This window comes from Spirosoma validum (assembly GCF_014699035.1).
GTDB lineage: Bacteria > Bacteroidota > Bacteroidia > Cytophagales > Spirosomataceae > Spirosoma > Spirosoma validum.
Map to the genome: position 1 here is coordinate 112887 of NZ_JACXAA010000011.1, position 17683 is coordinate 130569.

Here is a 17683-nt window from a genome sequence, read left to right on the forward strand (position 1 = left end):
TTTTTTGTCTTCTATGGAACTCTGCTTTGCAACCAACAACCAACATAAATTAGAGGAAGTCTCCGCTCAACTTGGCGATACGTTCATGCTTAAAACGCTGAGCAATGTCGGCTGTACGGAAGAATTGCCCGAAACCTCTGGTACTATTGCCGGTAATTCGCGGCAGAAAGCGGATTATGTCTGGACACACTTCGGCATTTCCTGTTTCGCAGACGATTCGGGTCTGGAGGTAGAAGCCCTAGACGGCGAGCCTGGTGTTGACTCTGCTTTTTACTCAGGGAGCCGTGATTTTGGAAAGAATATTCAAAAACTTTTAGCCAATCTTGCCAGCAAACCGAACCGGAAAGCTCAGTTTATTACAGTTTTTACGCTGGTACTACACGGCGTTGAACACCAGTTCGAAGGTACGATACAAGGTCAGATTCTTACAGAGCCTCGGGGCACGGGTGGCTTTGGATATGATCCCGTTTTTCTGCCGGACGGTTATGACCGTACATTCGCCGAGATGAGTATCGACGAGAAAACGACTATTAGCCATCGGTCGCGGGCCCTGGCTAAAATGATAGCGTATCTGGAAAAGCAAGTTATTACGTAATGTATCGTAATTGGAAAGCCGCGTAGGTAAAAATCTATTGAGCCATCATTAAATTTTTAGCGTTTGGCCATACGACATTCCAGTCGCGCTATTGATTTCACATAAAAATGCCCTCACTTGGCGAACAAGTGAGGGCATTTTTATGTGAAACCGGTTCGAATGATTAATAAAACTTCGCCCGGCGATCTTCAACCTTAGCCGCTTCTTTAATAGCTTCATTAATATAGAAGCCGAGTCGCGAAGAATTATTCTGCTGGATCTGGTTCTTGTAAAGTGCATAATCCGCAACGGCTGGTGCAGGCGTTAATGAAGTCGTTTCCATCACTAAGACGCCAGCTTCGCCAACGAAAGGTTTGGTACGTTTACCAGGCTTCAGACCGAATGCTTTCCCTAGCGCAACTGGATCGACACCAGCACTTTTCAGGAAGCCCGTTGCCAGGTTAACGTCGTCAGCGGTTTCAACTAAAGCTCCTGCACCGTATTTCTGGGCAATGCTTTCAAGCGAACCACTAGCGTTACCGAGTTTAGTCAGAATCTGTTGTCCCTTCAACTCGTTACGCACCTTGGTCGTCAACTCATTACGGAAGTCGCTTACTTCGACTTTGTCTTTTTCTGTTTTACCGGTCAGTACAGCAATTACGTACTGATCGCCCACTTCAAATGGTTCTGATACCGAATTAAGCTCCGTTTTGTCATCGAACGCCCAGCGTACTACTGGACGCGCATCGGTTAAGGCATTGATTTGGTTAGAACCTTCAGGAATCCGCTCAGCCGTGGCAACAACCAACGACTTATCTTCCTTCACTCTGGCTTCAAATTCTTCTTTTGTATTGACTGTAGATGCAAACTGATCGGCTTTACGCAGGGCCTCGTCACGGGTGGTCTGACTGGGAGCAATCGTTTTACCGATGGCCGCAATCCGATACAGTACGTTCGTTTTAGGCTGCGTTACTTTAATAATGTGGTAACCAAATTCGGTTTCAATCAAACGCGGAATCAAACCGGCCGACGTAGCGGCAAACACCGCTGATTCAAATGGTTTTACCATCTGACCGTTATTTTTGAAATACCCCAGATCACCACCGACCTGCGCAGATCCGTCCTGGCTGTTGGTTTGCGCCAGTGCCTCAAAGCTAGCTCCGCCCTGAATCTGTTTCAAAATACTTTCAGCCCGCTCACGAGCTGCGACTTTGGCCGAATCAGCTAATCCTTTCGTTTGGATCAGAATATGACTGGCACGGGCCGTAAAGCTCGTATCTTTTTTCGTACCACCGTATTTATAAATGAAATACGTATTGCCTTCGCGGAAAGGACCGTAAATACCACCGGGCGAGAACGTTGGAATTGACGATCGCAATTGTTCCGGCATTTCGCCTGCGGTCATATAAAGTGGTACACGAACGTCGCTATTTTGCTGAGCAAAAACTGAATCGTTTGTGGCAGCGCCCAAGCCACGAGCCAGCGTTTTAATATCGTTGTATAGTGTTGCACTATCTTCCTTAGAAGGCGCTACCGAGAACGTAACGTACTGAATTGACCGGCTATCCGTGCCTGGATACTCGTCCTTATGCTTTGTTAGATAATCCTGCAGTTGTGAATCCGTCACCTTAACGGTCGTGTCGTTAATGGTGTAAAACGGCACAAACAGGAATTTCACATTGGCTTTGGTATTTTGTGACTGATACTCTTTTTGCGCTTCAGCGGCAGTAACAAACGTACCTAAACGCATTAAACCTTCGTATTTGGAACGCAGACGATCCGAGCTCAGATTTTTCTCAAAACTTGCCCAGGCCTGCTGTTGCTGTATAGGAAGGTTTTTTAATCCTTTCAGGTAATTGATAATCGAGCTTTTATCAAACACACCCGTCTGTGGATTCGTAAAAGCTTGCCGAACAGTAGGGCTAATATTATTTCCCTGAACCATATCAACAAGTTCTTCGGGAGAAACCGTCAGACCAAGTTTATCGAACTCTTTCTGGTAGGCGATTTCAAAAAGCAATTGATTCCAGGCTTGCTCACGAATTTGAGTTAGCTCCTGATCGCCAGGCGCGCGGCCGGTTTGTTGTTCATACTGCGCCCGAAGTTCATCCACTTTAGCATTAAATTCTTGGTAGTCAATGGATTGGCCAGCAATCTCGCCAACCTCCTGCTGATTGCCGCCGAACAGAAGACTACGGCCACCGAGCAAATCACCACCCACAATGAACAGAATCAAGCTAACAGCAATAACGCCAACAGCTAGTCCTGAACGTTCTCTGATCTTATTAATGACAGACATTTCGCTTTTAACAGACAATTTAGCCCGCAAAATAACAATTTTCCTCGCTGGAATACAAGCAGTAACCTTGTAGACCTATCAACAAAAGTGAGGAAAATACTCTACGCTCATACAACAAAAAGCACCAACACAATTATGCGCTGGTGCTTTTCTCAGTACGTATAGTTCAATACGATACTTAATTGTTCCGATCTAATTTGTCGCCGGCTTTATCGAAGGCATCACCAATTTCACGGCCAGCCTGTTTGAAGCCGCTTTTAATATCTTTCCAGGCATCGGCAGTTGCGTTCTTAGCTTTGTCAATATCTTCGCCTAACTCTCTGCGTTCTACCTCCAGTTTTGCCTTTTGACGTTCGGTTTCAGCTTTGGCTTTATCCGATTGACGATCTGCTTTTGTTTTCAGTTCATCGATTTTTGCGTCCAGCTTATCTTTTTGAACGTTCATTTTAGCAACGGCTTCATCCCGTTCACGTCGAAAATCAGCAGCCATTTCGTCCCCTTTAGCGTCTGCTTTATCACCAGCTTCATTCAGATCCTCTTTGGCTTCAGCCGTGGCGTCCTTCGTGTCAGCTTCAATCGCATCGCCTGTTTTTTCCAGCGCATCTTCTGTACGCGATTCATTCTTATTATCTGATCCGCAGGCTTGTAATAGTGCTAATGAGGCTACCAACATCACGGTTCCTGCAACATGCTTGATTTGAGTCATAATCAGTTGTGACTTTTTCATAACGGTTTTGTGTAGTTTAATTGTTTCAGATTGCTTCGGCAAATGGTGTGCCAAAAAAGCAGGAACGGAAAACAAATGCTCTTCCTGCCCTGCTTATCATTTCTTACTTTCTCTTACTTCCATTTTATCGCACAACCGATGGGTTTGGTAATGGGAGACTGCACAGGTCGGCCAGAGAGCAGACTGCTGACCGCTTCATCAACGTATCGGCGTTGCGCACTTGCACTATCCTGCGGGCTGTCATCTACCGTACCAACATATTCAAGAATAAATTGCCCGTTCGTTTGTTTCAGTACGTAAACTTGCGGTGTACGTGTAGCGCCAAAAGCTCTTGCTGTCGACTGAGTTTCGTCAATAACGTATGCATATGGATAACTCCTATCGCGTGCACGGGCTTTCATATTATCAAAGGAATCATCTTCGTAAGCAGCCGGGTCGTTGGGCATGATCGCCAGAATAGGATAGCCCTGCGGAGCAAATTTTCGATCCAATGCCATAAGCCGATCCTCGTAGTTTTTTGAAAACGGGCAGTGATTACTGGTAAAAACAACAATTAACCCTTTCTGTGTTCGGTAGTCGGCCAGTGATACGGTACGACCATCCACATTTTTTAAGTGGAAATCAGCGATAGCATCACCCAAATTATAGCCCTGGGTGACTTGTGCCAGCGTAATCGATTGAGCCAGTAACGAAACCAGTAACCCAGTTAACAACCAACTCTTAATTTGTTTCATTTGATTTTTTTACCGTTTAGTTTTTAGATAACAAATTCGAAGGAAAGATTAATTCTACCAGCCTCACTATTTAAGAGTATAGCTTTAGTCTGGCCACCGATGAGTATCTATTATGACTTGGCTTGAGAAGAGTAATGAGATAAGCGCTTAAAAAACACGACTTATGATTAGAAACAAGCTGGAAAAAGGTAGCCATACAGACCCATCGGCAAAGGCAGAGTAGGCTTCAGCGATTGCCTGTTGATAGAGATCAGTATTGGCTAATCTATGAATAGAGAATAAAACCAAAAGTTTATTCTCTATCAACCCAGTTGTTCAATGCAATCTTTATACTCAAATGCCGCGTCCAGGCTCATCTGATGCGGCATTTGAGCATCTTTATTTATATAGAAACAATCATTACCATACTATCATTGGCGATTGCTGACCATAGCATGTAGTCAGGCTCCTATCCTATAAGCACTATTTTGAAAAGCACTAGCCCCTAGTCGATTAATCCAGATTCTGCTTTTCTATCTCTTACCTATAATAGGGATTTCCTACCGAATCGACGGTCGCCCAGGGATAGTGCCATTTTTCCATGTATACGTTACCGGGTAGAAAACTGTCGTTGGCGTCCTGTAATTTCCTGGTTAGTACGGCCTCCAGTTGGCGCTGGGTCTGAGCCATGTTAGCCTGATTCACTACGTTAGTTAACTGATGCGGGTCCTGTGCATTATCATACAAAAGCCAGGGCCCTTTCAGGTCGCGCACGTACGTATAGCGTGACGTACGAACGCCCCGGTACTCGCGACCTCCCTTGCCGTAGCCCCACTGGTGAAAAGGAACAATACAGGCAATTAAGGCCGCATCGTCGGGACGCGGAGCGCGAGGTTGCCGAATCAGTGCAGCATAATCGCGCCCCTGAACACTCGTCGGAATTGACTGCTGACTCATCGACAACACCGTTGGCATTACGTCGGTCAGCGTCATCGGTACGTCCAGCGTTCGGCCTTTGCGACCGAGTCCGGCAGGATATTTGACCAGAAACGGAATCCGGATGGATTCGTCCCACGGCTTCTGTTTCGCAATCTCCCCCTGCGAATACAGCATATCGCCGTGATCGGAGGTGAAAATAAAAATAGTGTTATCGTCCAGATTGGCACCTGTTAGAGCACTTTGCAATCGACCAATGCAATCATCCAGCGCGTTGATGTGAGCGTAGTACCCACGTAACGCCCGCCGGGCATCGGTCGTATCGCTGGCAGGTACGTTGGGACGTAGCGCAATGGATTTACCAGCGTACTTCTGCCGGTATTCTTTTGGTGCCGTTTGGTAGGGGTCATGCGGTGGTCCCCAGGCCAACACCAGCAGAAAAGGGGAGTTACGTTTGCGGGTCATAAAGGCAATGGCCGAATCCGTCTGGCTGATGGCATCGTACTGCTGCCAGACAAACCGCGTATTGACTTCGTTGTAATAAGGGGAGTCGTTGTAATTATGGGTACATTCTAATGCCCGCCAATAGTCGAATCCCTGCCGACGGTTGGCTGGAATGGGCGCTACTCGCCCCGGCGCGTAATCTTTCGACAGGCTTCCGTTAATGTGCCATTTTCCGATAAATCCCGTCTGATAGCCGTTTTGCTGGCAAACTTCGGCTAACGTAACGGCTTCACTCCGGAGGGGTCGGTCATTGTAAAATACACCGTGGGTATGCGCATGTTGCCCCGTCAGCAGACTGGCCCGGCTTGGCGAGCAAACAGGAACCGATGCTACGCAATAACGGGCATTGGTTGACTCGCCAGCGAGTTTGTCCAGATTGGGGGTGATCACATCGCGATTCCCGGCATACCCAAATGCCTCGGCCCGCCACTGATCGGCCATAACGATCACAATATTGGGTTTACGATTTTCCGCCGGAACCGACGTAGTGGGCTTTATGGGTGCGGGAGAAAGCCAGAGCATCCAGCCGGTTAAAAAGGCACTTGCCGCGCCTATGGTGAAGTGATTCATAAACGTAGTTAATTATGGGCGTTATTGAGCAGCAGCTTTGAGTCGGTTAAAGGTTGGCAATAGTGTGTTTTTCAGTGATTTGCCCTGTGGCAGGGTGGCCAGGTTGGTTAGTTCCTGCGGATCAGTTTTCAGGTTATAGACTTCCTCGTAGGAATCGGTCGGCTCGCGCAAGTTGAAGTAATGCACGTATTTTCTATCCTGACTCAATACGCCTTCCGTTTGCGGAATAAATACCGTCGGCAGATTCACCAGATGTTCGAAAAAGAACTCCGTCCGCCACGGAATTTTGGGCGATCGGTGTGCCGCATCACCACTGTCGCGGTTGTCCATTAACTCCGTCAGACTACGGCCCTGCATTCGTTTTGGAATCGGCGCACCGGCCAGCGTTAGCAATGTAGGAGCCAGGTCGATGTTGAGCGTATATTGATTCGTGGTACGTCCATGCCAGTTCGGGCGACGTGGGTCGTAAATGATGAGAGGTACGCGGATCGAAAGCTCGTGGCCGTACCATTTATCGGCAAAGCCGTATTCGCCAAAATAAAAGCCGTTGTCGCTGGTATAGACGATGATGGTGTTCTCCGCCAAACCACGTTCCTGAAGCGACCGGCGCAGATTTCCCACGACGTCGTCAATACCCGTAATGAGTCGGAAATACGATTTTGTAATCTGCTGAAATAGCGAATCATTCGCAAACCGACGACTCCAGCGAATACGCGACTCGTTCTGGTCGTTATGCCGAAACCAGTCAGGAAATTGCTGATAGTACTTGTCAGCCGAAGCCGCCGGGCGTTTCAGCGTCTGATCTTTATACAGATCATCGAACCGGTCAGCGTAAGGAAATTCGATTTTAGCACCATCCTGCGCGTGGGGAGCTTTGAAACTCACCGACAAACAGAACGGCCTTCCTTTCGGATTGGTCGTCAGAAATTCGTCCATTTGCTGACCCATCAGATCGGTCAGGTGAATGAGTTTTCCCTGCGCATCTTTAGCCGCGTATTGCCCCTGCCCTTTGAAGCCTTTCCAGTAGTCATACTGGTTGGCAGGCATATCATCGCCCACGCCGTACTTACCAATGAAGCCCGTCCGGTAGCCCTGCTTACGGAGCACAAGCGGGTACGTTTGCGCCAGCGCCGAATCGGAGAACGGTTTGGCAAAATCGACGATTCCGTGTCGGCGAGCATACTGGCCGCTCAGAATACTGGCCCGGCTCACAGCACAGATGGGCGTAGTGACGTAAGACCGTTGAAAGTAAAATCCTTCACGAGCCAGTTTGTCCAGATTCGGTGTCTGAATCACCGAATTTCCGGCTACGCCTAACGCATCCCAGCGCTGGTCGTCGGCAAGCAGAAAAATAATATTCGGGGGCGTCGCTGGGACTGTCTGCTGAACGGGCAGCGGCCGTAGCGCTGTGGCTGCCACAACGACTAAAAGTAACGTAATAGATCGCTTCACAACGTATCAGTTTGTTTGGGCCAGGCCGGAACGGTCCGCTGTGCGGCCTGGCTTTTGATTAATATCCCGGATTCTGGTCTAATTTATTCACGGACACTTCAATGACCGGGATGGGTGCCAGCAGTTTGTTCGCGTTCAGCGTAAACGATTCTGGATAGAGAAAATTCTTGCTGGCTTTTTCCCGTTTACCGTGGGCCGTCATGACCTCCAGGGCTTTTCCAGTACGTTTCAAATCATACCAGCGCTGATTTTCGAAGCAAAACTCAACCTGACGTTCTTTGGCAATCAGAGTCTGTAAGGCCGTTTTGTCCAGCCCGGTCAACGGATTTGTCAGCCCAGCGCGGGTACGTACCTGTTGCACGTACGGAATCGCTTCGCCCGTACGACCCTGCTCGTTCAGTACTTCGGCATACATCAGCAAGACGTCGGAGTATCGTAGTATGGGCAGGTTATCACCAGAACGATCATCGGGTGCACTGACCGGGGCTTTGTATTTATTGCAGTAGGGAATTGGACGCACCTGCGAGTCCCAGTCGGCACCTGTCCAATAGGCAATCGATACGTCTTTCCGCTTGTCACCCGCGTCAAACGCGTTAATTAAATCCTGGGTCGGCTGATTCCAACCCGCCGAAATGATATTAATATTTGGGCGCTTCGTGACTGCTCCAGCCGACGTATGCGGAGCGAACAGAAAAATAAACCGATTGGCCAGTTCCGCGCTGTTTTCAGAATACTGAATGGCGAAGATAGTTTCTTTGGTATCCTTACTGGCAGGATTGAACAGGTCGGCGTAGTTAGGTTGTAAACTGTATTTTCCTGCTGTAATCACTGATTTCAGGACGGGTTCGGCTTCGGCATAATTGCCTCTGGTCAGGTACACTTTGCCGAGCAGGGAAAGAGCTGCCGTTTCATTGGCGCGCCCGACTTCCGCTACGTCGTTCGCTTTGGCAAAATGGCTGGCAGCCTCTTTGAGATCGCTGATGATGGCGTCGTAAACCTGCTGCTCCGAAGACCGTTTCACGCCAACGGCATCCAGCGAAGCAATCGGCGTCAGCACCAACGGTACGCCACCAAACTGACGGACGAGGTTGAAATAATACAACGCCCGCAGAAACAGTGCTTCGCCCGCACACCGGTCTTTGTACGATAGTTTCGACCAGTTTACGTTCGGACGATCCAGTTCGGCCAGTAGTTTATTGCATCGGGTGACGCCATTGTACGACAGGTTCCAGAAGTTGGAATACGTAGCGTTATCCGATACCAGAATGAACTGATCAATGACCCCACGAGCCGCTTCGCCAATGCGGGTATTGTTCTGAAAACTGGCGTTGTCGGAAATTAGCTCGGCCAAAACCCAATGGTATGCTTTTTCGTAATCCCGCATCGGAACGTAGCAACCGTTAGCCAGCAGAATGTATTCAACTTCGCTCTGGTAAAAATTCCCTTCGTTCAGGGTGGCTTTCGGGTATAGTTCCAGGAAACTCTTGTTACAACCCGAGAGCATTAGTATGATAAACGTAGCAATTATGTATTTCATGACAAGTCCAGTATAGCGTTAGAATTGCAGATTAAGTCCAACTGAGGTGGTGCGGGCCAATGGATAGGAAGACATATCGAAACCCGGCGCCAGCGTGTTATTGATACTCTGCGACTGACCTTCGGGATTCGCACCTTCGTAGCGGGTAAACATGGCCAGATTCTGAATCGTCAGATAGAATCGGCAACCACTGATGAAGCCCGTTTTTTTGACCAGATTATCCGGTAAGGAGTAGCCCAGTGATACGTTGGCGATACGCAGGAACGACGCATCCTCGACCCATAACGTATTAACCCGGTGCCCCCAGCTTGGCGTCAGTTTCGGTACGCCATACAGCATACCGGTTCCCGGATTTGACGAACTCCGCCAGCGATTTACCCATTCCTGCCGGACGTTGAAAAAGCCCTGTAAGTTATCGACCGTCTGCCGCAAGCCGTTCATCACTTGTCCGCCGTATTGCCCATTGATAATGAAGCCGAGGTTGAACCGTTTATAGGTCAAATTATTCGTCAGGCCGTAGGTAAATTTGGGATGTGGATTGCCGATGATGGTATAGTCCAGAAAGTCGTTAATCATGCCGTCACCGTTGACGTCCTTGTATTTCGGATTTCCCGCGTATACCTGCTGCGTTTTGATCAGATTCGGATCGGCGATGTCGGCATCGGAATAGACGCCTTCGAGCACAAAGCCAAAGAACTGACCAATGGGTTGACCCACTACCGTAATGTGCGTCGGGTTGCTGTCGTTATTGCCCGATAAAATTCGGTCGCCGTTGTCGTTCAGGGCGAGGACTTTGTTCCGATTGAAAGCAATGTTCGCGTTAACGTCCCATTTCAATTCCCCCACTAGCGGACGCACACCCAGCGATAATTCAACCCCCTGATTCCGCACATTCCCCTTGTTGACCACCTGCGTATTGAAGCCCGTAATGGCCGGAATGACGTCGTTCAGCAGCATGTTTTTGCTGGTACGGTTGTAATAATCGAGGGTCAGCGATACGCGGCTATTCAGTAGTTCCACATCGAGCCCAGCATCGACCTGTTCCGATTCTTCCCAGGTCAGATACGGGTTGGACAGCCCCACGTATGAAGCCGTAACCTGCGTATTGCCAAACACATACGAACCGGGGTTGATGGACGCCAGGTGCGAATAATCACCGATGTTGTTGTTGCCGCTACGTCCGTAACTCACCCGCAGCTTGAGGCTGTTAACGTAGCGGTTATTCCTGAGAAAATCTTCTTCCGAAATACGCCACGCACCAGCCAGCGAGGGGAACGTAGCGTACCGGCTCTGCGAACCAAACCGCGAGGAGCCATCGGAACGTAGCGTGGCTGTCAGCAGGTATTTGTCTTTGAAACCGTAGTTAATACGTCCCAGATACGATATGATGCTCCATTCGTTAACGGCCTGTCCCCACGCATTGATGGTCGGGGCCGCATTAATGGTCTGTACCAAATCATTGGGATAGGGGCCGGCCGTCAGATCTATTCGGTTAGTTGAGCTTTTCTGGGTAGTGTACCCGGCCAGGGCATCGATCCGGTGGTTCCCGACCGTCTTTTTATAAGTCAGCGTGTTTTCGATAAGCCAGTTGAAGGTCTCACTGTTCCAATTGATCGAGCTACCCGTTCCGGCCGCGGGCGGGCGGTTGGGCCCTCCTACTATGCTTGGTATGTACTGAGAAAACTTAGACGTCGACCAGATAGTGTTGAGCGAGGTGCGAGCCGTCAGATTCGGAATAATGTTCCACTCGACAAACGCGTTTCCCAGGTTTTGAAACTGGCGTTGCGATTGAGTAGTTTCCCGAAGTACGAACAACGGGTTCGCAAAGCTCCAGGCCGAATGATACTTGCTCTGTGGCGACGTGAGGTAAGGAACCAGATTACCCGTGGCATCGTAGGGCGACAGAACCGGGTTGGCCCAGTTGGCTACCCCAATCACATCTTCGCGGCTAGTGTTAGTATTGGTACGGTTCTGGATAATGAACGTCGGCTGGAGCGAAGCCCCTACTTTAATCGCCTTACCTAAATTCGATTCGAGGCCCAGGCGGGCGCTGTAGCGCTCCACGCCCGTATACTTCAATACGCCATCCTGTTTAAAATAGCCCAGCCCGATACTCAACCGCGAATCCTCCGATCCTTTGTTGATGTTCACGTTGTAATCCTGAATGGGCGCAGCCTGCAGTAAGAGATCATACCAGTCGGTGCCTTTGCCGACCAGTTGTTCAGGGTTGCGGTACTCGACTGGATAATCATTGATGGTCGGTTCGCGGTTTTCGGTCCGGCGAACGGCGATGTCGATGCGGTTACGCTGAAAATCAATGTATTCCTGCTGGTTCATCAGTTTGGGGCGTCCTTTCATCGGGACCTGCTGCACACCTCGCATCACACTGGCCGTCACCTGCGTTCTGTTATACTGGCCCTGTTTGGTCGTAATCATGACAACCCCGTTCGAGCCGCGCGACCCATAGATGGCTGTCGATGAGGCATCTTTCAGAATAGTAATAGACTCAATATCATTCGGATTGATAAGCAGCAGTGGGTTTAGACTTTGGTTCAGACCCGACGAATAGGGCATTCCATCTACTACGTAGAGGGGCTCATTTCCCGCGCCAAGCGAACCACTTCCCCGAATCCGAACCGACGTACCAGCGCCCGGCGACCCAGACGGTTGTTGAATCTGCACCCCTGCCACCTGGCCAATCATTTTCTGGTCGAGAGTCGAAACCGGCAGGTCTTTAATGGCGGTTTGGTTAATGGAAGCAACGGAGCCTGTTACGTCACGCGCCCGTTGCGTACCGTAGCCAACCACCAAAACCTCTTTCAAGGCTTTAGTATCCGTGGTAAGCACCACCTGTAATGCAGTTCGGTTACCGACCACCTCTTCCTTCGACAGGTAGCCGACAAACGAAAATACCAACGTAGTGGCCCCGTCGGGAACCGTCAGCTTAAATGCCCCCGATGCATCGGTTGTGGTGCCCTGATTTGTGCCTTTAATCAATACGTTGACGCCCGGCAGGCCTTCACCCCGTTCGTCGGTCACCTTTCCGGTAACCACTTCGGTAGCAGGGATAATGGTGGATATCCTGTTTTGCAGGGGGCTGATAGGGGTAGCTCTGGCCGTCAATACGTTGCCCGTGGAAATAAGCTGTGACCATCCAGAATACCCGCAGGCAAGCAGGCACAACAGAAGATTTGTTCGTAGAGGAGATAGATTTTTTTTCATTGAGCGGTTAGGAAGATTTTGGTTATTCTTTTTCTTAGAAATCACGCTTATGATCTGTCGGACAAGGGATTGGCGGTCTTTAACGACTAGAGAGTTGCGCCCCACCCGTTGACAAATTCCAGAGTCATAATCAGTTCTGGTTTACCTATTCGGAACGCTTTTTTTTGTTTACGCTCATTAATCGAAATAGTCCTGATATTAGATAGAGTATTAGTACTTATAATCTATTGATTTAGTATAATTTACAAAGAAAGAAGTGGATGGTACTCGCTTCCAAATTTTTCGGTAAAGTTTTCCGGATGGATTATATCCTCTAAACGAGCTTAATGCGCTTTTAGGACACTGAAGTAGTTAGCTCAGAACAACACGGTAAGTGGCCTCTGTCAATTAGCCGTAAGGAAATGTAAAATAACGAGGCTATGTAGCGATAATATTAATATCTGTCCACTGATCCACTACCGCGACTCAATTAGTAGTACACATTTATAGCAATGTCTACGTTCTAACTGAATCTACCAGCATTTGTAGAGTTGTTGTTTCATAAACTGACAGATTCGCATCGCGAACTTGTTGCATGATGGGTCGAATGGCGCAGGTTTCCTCATCCTTACAGTCGTCGCAGCGTACATAAAAATTTAAGGAAACACAGGGCGTAGGGGCAATAGGTCCATCAATGATGCGCACAACCTGTGCCAGATTGACCCGCTCCGGTCCAACCCGCAAGAGGTAACCTCCTCCCTTTCCTTTTTGACTTTGTAGAATACCGTGATTACGTAGTTCCAGTAAAATTGCTTCCAAGAATTTTTTGGGAATGTTTTCTCTGGCAGAAATCGTGGCAATCAGAACGGGTCCTTTTCGGTATTCCTCGGTAAGCACTTTAAGGGCTTTAATGGCATACTTTGCTTTCTTCGAAATCATTAGCTCGATGTGTTATAAATACGGCAAATGGTCGTAATGAGAGTTTCGCTCCAAATATAAAATGGTTTATTCTAAATTCTTCTAATTCTATAGACAATGTATTTTCTACTTAAAATAGACTGGAAAGTGTTGCTAACCCGACGTGTCAGGCTAAATTGAATTGCCTATAGTAATTTAAGTGCCATTGAGGATAAAGATCTATTCTCCCTCCTACCACCTCGCTCTTTACCTCTGCATCTGTCTGTTTGTAAGCTACTCATTCTCCATGTATCATGGTGAGCTTTGAGCCGAGCACTAGATGGATTAAGCCACCAACCATAATTTTTCCTTTCTTTTCAATGAGTAGGTCTTCTACTCTCTGTAGCCACCTTCCTAAACTCTCAACTGGCTCACGCTCTAAATTTTAGCTTTCATTTCTTACATCCAAAGCTGAGTATTTTGACTTATTATCGTTCGATATACTCCTAATTCTCGATAGACTATTAGCTAACTAATTGATTATCATTTTACTACCTTTTACTTGTAAATACAAATTTGACTATTCACCTTTGTCTATTCATTAAAGAGACTTGTCGATAATATGGTTCGTAATCACTGATTGATAAAGGGTATTTAGCCAACTATTGCTGGTATTAGCCAACCTCCCTGATCTTTAAAATGAACAAGTAATCAATAAGCAAGTAAGTAATTTTAACCTACATAATCGATAGAATTCATAAGACATTGCTTCATCATTATTTCCCCATTCGGTTTAATCATGTCTTCAGTAAATCCAGGTTCACATCGAGCGAATTATGAGCAGACGGTGCGAGTGACCTACTATATCGCCGGTTTCGATCGGGTGAATTTTGTCAGTGACATCGCCAATACCGTTCCTCAAGACGAATCCTTCGCCATTCGTACCCTCTCCTTTGAGGCTGATGGTATACGAGCAAATGGTGTATTAACGATTCAAATCCGGCACAGTATGATGCCTGTGTACAACTTAACGCAGCGACTCCGTTCGGTCCGTGGCATTGTGAGTCTGCAAGAATCTCATGAACAACTAACGTAACGTCTATGCATAGACCCTGGGCTTTGCATATATAAAAAAACCGAAACGGCGGCACCAAAGCGTCGGACCGGCCGTTCCGGCTGGCTAACAATAAGGCTCTGGCAACCAAAGCGTCGGACCGGTCTCTTTTTTCACATAACCAAAACAAAATAATGCAAAAACTTTTATTTGCAGGCGTTATCTGGCTGCTTTCCTATGGAGGACTGCTGGCCCAATCAACTGCATCTCACGTGTCAGGCACGATCCGAACCAATACTGGCGAACCGTTGCCAGGTGCAAACGTAGTGCTGAAAAACCAAACGAAAGGAGCGACGACCGATGCAGAAGGTCATTTTACGCTGGAAGCGCGCGCCGGGGATGAGGTGGTTATTTCAGCGATTGGTTACCAGACGACTCCCGTAAAAATTGGCTCGACCTCTACGCTGACCGTTACCTTACAGGAATCAGCTTCCCAACTCAGCGAAGTGGTGGTGGTTGGTTACGGTACCCAGGACCGTAAAAACCTGGTTGGCTCGGTTAGTCAGGTCAATGCCGAGGAAATCAAAAATCGTCCGGTAGCCAGTTTCGATCAGCAATTGCAGGGGCGGGCCGCTGGTGTTCAGGTGGCGGCTAATACGGGCGTACCGGGTGACGGTATCTTCTTTCGCATTCGGGGAACAACCTCGATCAATGCCAGCAATGACCCACTTTACGTAGTGGATGGTGTATTTGTTAATAACCTGTCATTACAAAAAATAACGACCCAGGGACAGTCCAACAATCCACTGGCGGATATCAACCCCGCCGATATTGAATCCATCTCGATTCTGAAAGATGCGGAAGCAACGGCTATTTATGGAGCCCGGGCGGCCAACGGCGTTGTGCTGATTACCACCAAACGAGGTAGCTATAACAGCAAGACGAAAGTGACGCTGAATGCCTCAGTCGGACAAGCCTGGGCGCCCAAACTCTGGGATTTGGTAACCGGCCCTGAGCATGCGACGATCATCAATGAAGCCTGGGTTAATGATGGTAAGCCAGCGGCAACGCGTCCATTCCGACCGGTTTCGGAGGGTGGCCGTGGACTACCCGAAGAACAACCCACCTATGATCGGTTAAGCGATATTTTCCGGACAGGCGCTTTGCAGAATTATGACGTAGCGGTGTCGGGCGGAACGAAGCAAACGCGCTTTTACCTGGGCGGTGGTTATACAAGTCAGCAGGCTACGCTACGGACGAACGACTTCTCACGAGCCAGCTTCAAACTAAACCTGGACCAGGACATTACGGATAAGATCCGGATCGGTACGAGTAACATCTTTTCGCAATCGAATCGGACTAACGCCCGTGTCGGTGACGGACCACAGGGCGGTATTCTCCAGGCGGCACTTCATACACCAACCTATCTGCCCAAGTTCAATACGGATGGTACGTATGCCAAGTGGGCCGGGTTCGATAACCTCGACGTGCTGATCAACAACACGGATATGCACTCGACCAGTACGCGCTACATCGGCAATATCTACGGTGAGTATGATATTCTGAGCAACTTAAAATTCCGTAGTAGCTGGAGTATTGATTACAACGACTACAATGAATACGAATACTGGAACACGCTTACCAACCGAGGCAGTGCCAGTAAAGGGTTAGCCACATCAAGCGTTAGTAAAAATACGATCTGGATCAACGAACAGACGCTGTCCTATCGGCAAACGTTTGGTTCACTGCATACTGTTGGTGTGCTGGCAGGTAACACGTTCCAGGGTAACGTATCGACCCAGACGCTGGCACAGGGAACGAATTTCCCGTCGGACGCTTTTAAACAGATCGCGTCGGCGTCAGTCACTACGTCATCGTCGAACCGGAACCAGTACAACCTGGCCTCTTTCTTTGGACGGATCGATTACAACTTCGCCCGGAAATACTTTTTTGAAGCCAGTCTGCGGGCCGATGCTTCATCAAAATTCGCTCAAGGTCATCGCTGGGGCTATTTTCCTTCCGCTGGTGTAGCCTGGCAATTGAAACAGGAGAATTTTCTGCGGGATGCTACGTTCCTGAGTGATCTAAAAATCCGGGCCAGCGTCGGTTGGACCGGCAATCAGAATGGCATCGACAACTACGCATCCCGCGGGCTCTGGGGCGGGGGCAATAACTACCAGGATAATCCCGGTACGGTACCCGTTCAACTGGCGAATCCGGAATTAAAATGGGAAACCACCCGACAAACGAACGTGGGGTTGAACGTCGGCTTGTTCAACAACCGGATTGGGCTGGAAATCAATGCCTACTCGAAGTATACCTACGATTTATTGCTTCAGGTACCGCTGGCGCAGAGTTCGGGTTTTGCCAGCATCTACCGCAACGATGGCGAAATCAGCAACCGCGGTCTTGAGTTTGCGATCAACTCTCTGAACTTCAACAAAAGCGGTTTCCAGTGGAATACCAGTTTTAACATCGCCAGCAACGTAAACCGAATCGAGCGACTCTCGATTCCAGTGGATGCCAGCTACGCGACCGAGCGTATGGCGGAAGGCCAACCGTTTCACGCCTTTTTCGTCTACAAGCAACTGTATGTCGATCCGAAAACGGGCGATGCCGTATATGAAGACGTAAACAAAGATGGTCAGATTACCGTAGCGGATAAGCAATTCTACGGCAGCGCTTTACCGAAACTTTTCGGCGGTCTGAACAATACGTTCTCCTACAAAGGGTTCGATCTGTCGGTTTTCTTCAATTTCAGTTCCGGCAATAAAGTCTTCAACAACAACCGGTTTTTTCATGAATCGGGCGGTACTCGAGACGACCGGCGGGCCATTAACAAAAACCAGTTGAATCGCTGGCAGAAAGAAGGCGACATTACGGATGTTCCGCGTGTAATGACCATCGGTAACAATTACAACCTAAGTCCCACCAGTCGCTTTGTGGAAGACGGTTCGTTTATCCGGCTTAATTCAGTGGTATTTGGCTACACGATCCCCAAAGCGATCCTAAGCAAAGTTGGTATTTCTTCGGCGCGTGTCTATTACAATGGCTCCAATCTGTGGCTTGTCAGTAAGTATCAGGGACCTGATCCTGAAGTAAACGTTACAGGGAATCCGACCACTCAGGGCTACGACTTAGGTACGCCCCCTCAACCCCGGACTGCTCAGTTCGGTCTTAATCTGACTCTCTAACATTTAGACTCGTGTCGGCTAGTAT

General features: G+C 48.6%; 11 protein-coding genes. 3 read left to right on the top strand and 8 right to left on the bottom strand.

What is annotated here, in order from left to right; genetic code table 11:
- The first annotated feature begins 13 nt into the window (after nucleotides 1-13).
- Nucleotides 14-595, top strand: a complete 582-nt coding sequence (gene rdgB / locus IC230_RS24985) for an RdgB/HAM1 family non-canonical purine NTP pyrophosphatase (RefSeq protein ID WP_191041799.1) — start codon at nucleotides 14-16, stop codon at nucleotides 593-595.
- A gap of 163 nt (nucleotides 596-758) precedes the next feature.
- On the opposite strand, the gene IC230_RS24990 is transcribed toward rdgB, so the two are convergent.
- The 8 genes from IC230_RS24990 to IC230_RS25025 all read right to left on the bottom strand — a co-directional run bounded on the left by IC230_RS24990 (nucleotide 759) and on the right by IC230_RS25025 (nucleotide 13452).
- The gene (locus IC230_RS24990; protein ID WP_191041800.1) at nucleotides 759-2873 is read right to left on the bottom strand and encodes a peptidylprolyl isomerase; all 2115 of its coding nucleotides are present in this window, start codon (nucleotides 2871-2873) and stop codon (nucleotides 759-761) included.
- Between the two features lie 178 nt (nucleotides 2874-3051).
- Entirely contained in the window at nucleotides 3052-3600 is a 549-nt protein-coding gene (locus IC230_RS24995; protein ID WP_191041801.1) for a sll1863 family stress response protein, read from the bottom strand.
- A gap of 113 nt (nucleotides 3601-3713) precedes the next feature.
- The gene (locus IC230_RS25000; protein ID WP_191041802.1) at nucleotides 3714-4334 is read right to left on the bottom strand and encodes a thioredoxin family protein; all 621 of its coding nucleotides are present in this window, start codon (nucleotides 4332-4334) and stop codon (nucleotides 3714-3716) included.
- A gap of 519 nt (nucleotides 4335-4853) precedes the next feature.
- Nucleotides 4854-6323 carry a sulfatase family protein gene (locus tag IC230_RS25005; RefSeq protein ID WP_191041803.1) on the bottom strand — a complete coding sequence of 490 codons (1470 nt, stop codon included), beginning with the start codon at nucleotides 6321-6323 and terminating at the stop codon, nucleotides 4854-4856.
- A 21-nt stretch (nucleotides 6324-6344) separates the two neighbouring features.
- Nucleotides 6345-7775, bottom strand: a complete 1431-nt coding sequence (locus tag IC230_RS25010) for a sulfatase family protein (protein ID WP_191041804.1) — start codon at nucleotides 7773-7775, stop codon at nucleotides 6345-6347.
- Nucleotides 7776-7833: 58 nt separating this feature from the next.
- The gene (locus tag IC230_RS25015; protein WP_191041805.1) at nucleotides 7834-9312 is read right to left on the bottom strand and encodes a RagB/SusD family nutrient uptake outer membrane protein; all 1479 of its coding nucleotides are present in this window, start codon (nucleotides 9310-9312) and stop codon (nucleotides 7834-7836) included.
- An 18-nt stretch (nucleotides 9313-9330) separates the two neighbouring features.
- Nucleotides 9331-12534, bottom strand: coding sequence for a SusC/RagA family TonB-linked outer membrane protein (locus IC230_RS25020; RefSeq protein ID WP_223860832.1), 3204 nt, complete (start codon nucleotides 12532-12534; stop codon nucleotides 9331-9333).
- A gap of 495 nt (nucleotides 12535-13029) precedes the next feature.
- Nucleotides 13030-13452: an RrF2 family transcriptional regulator gene (locus tag IC230_RS25025; protein ID WP_191041806.1), complete on the bottom strand. Its 423-nt coding sequence runs from the start codon at nucleotides 13450-13452 to the stop codon at nucleotides 13030-13032.
- Nucleotides 13453-14209: 757 nt separating this feature from the next.
- On the opposite strand from IC230_RS25025, the gene IC230_RS25030 reads away from it, so the two are divergent.
- Together IC230_RS25030 and IC230_RS25035 are read left to right on the top strand one after the other, a co-directional pair.
- Entirely contained in the window at nucleotides 14210-14506 is a 297-nt protein-coding gene (locus IC230_RS25030) for a hypothetical protein (protein WP_191041807.1), read from the top strand.
- A 152-nt stretch (nucleotides 14507-14658) separates the two neighbouring features.
- Nucleotides 14659-17658, top strand: coding sequence for a SusC/RagA family TonB-linked outer membrane protein (locus tag IC230_RS25035; protein ID WP_191041808.1), 3000 nt, complete (start codon nucleotides 14659-14661; stop codon nucleotides 17656-17658).
- The last annotated feature ends 25 nt before the right edge of the window (nucleotides 17659-17683 follow it).

Excerpts from the sequence above, each read along its gene's own strand:
- IC230_RS25025 (WP_191041806.1), bottom strand. The coding sequence starts at position 13,452 with ATGATTTCGAAGAAAGCAAAGTATGCCATTAAAGCCCTTAAAGTGCTT.
- IC230_RS25015 (WP_191041805.1), bottom strand. The coding sequence starts at position 9,312 with ATGAAATACATAATTGCTACGTTTATCATACTAATGCTCTCGGGTTGT.
- IC230_RS25000 (WP_191041802.1), bottom strand. The coding sequence starts at position 4,334 with ATGAAACAAATTAAGAGTTGGTTGTTAACTGGGTTACTGGTTTCGTTA.
- IC230_RS24990 (WP_191041800.1), bottom strand. The coding sequence starts at position 2,873 with ATGTCTGTCATTAATAAGATCAGAGAACGTTCAGGACTAGCTGTTGGC.
- IC230_RS25030 (WP_191041807.1), top strand. The coding sequence starts at position 14,210 with ATGTCTTCAGTAAATCCAGGTTCACATCGAGCGAATTATGAGCAGACG.
- IC230_RS24995 (WP_191041801.1), bottom strand. The coding sequence starts at position 3,600 with ATGAAAAAGTCACAACTGATTATGACTCAAATCAAGCATGTTGCAGGA.
- IC230_RS25035 (WP_191041808.1), top strand. The coding sequence starts at position 14,659 with ATGCAAAAACTTTTATTTGCAGGCGTTATCTGGCTGCTTTCCTATGGA.
- IC230_RS25005 (WP_191041803.1), bottom strand. The coding sequence starts at position 6,323 with ATGAATCACTTCACCATAGGCGCGGCAAGTGCCTTTTTAACCGGCTGG.
- IC230_RS25020 (WP_223860832.1), bottom strand. The coding sequence starts at position 12,534 with ATGAAAAAAAATCTATCTCCTCTACGAACAAATCTTCTGTTGTGCCTG.
- rdgB (WP_191041799.1), top strand. The coding sequence starts at position 14 with ATGGAACTCTGCTTTGCAACCAACAACCAACATAAATTAGAGGAAGTC.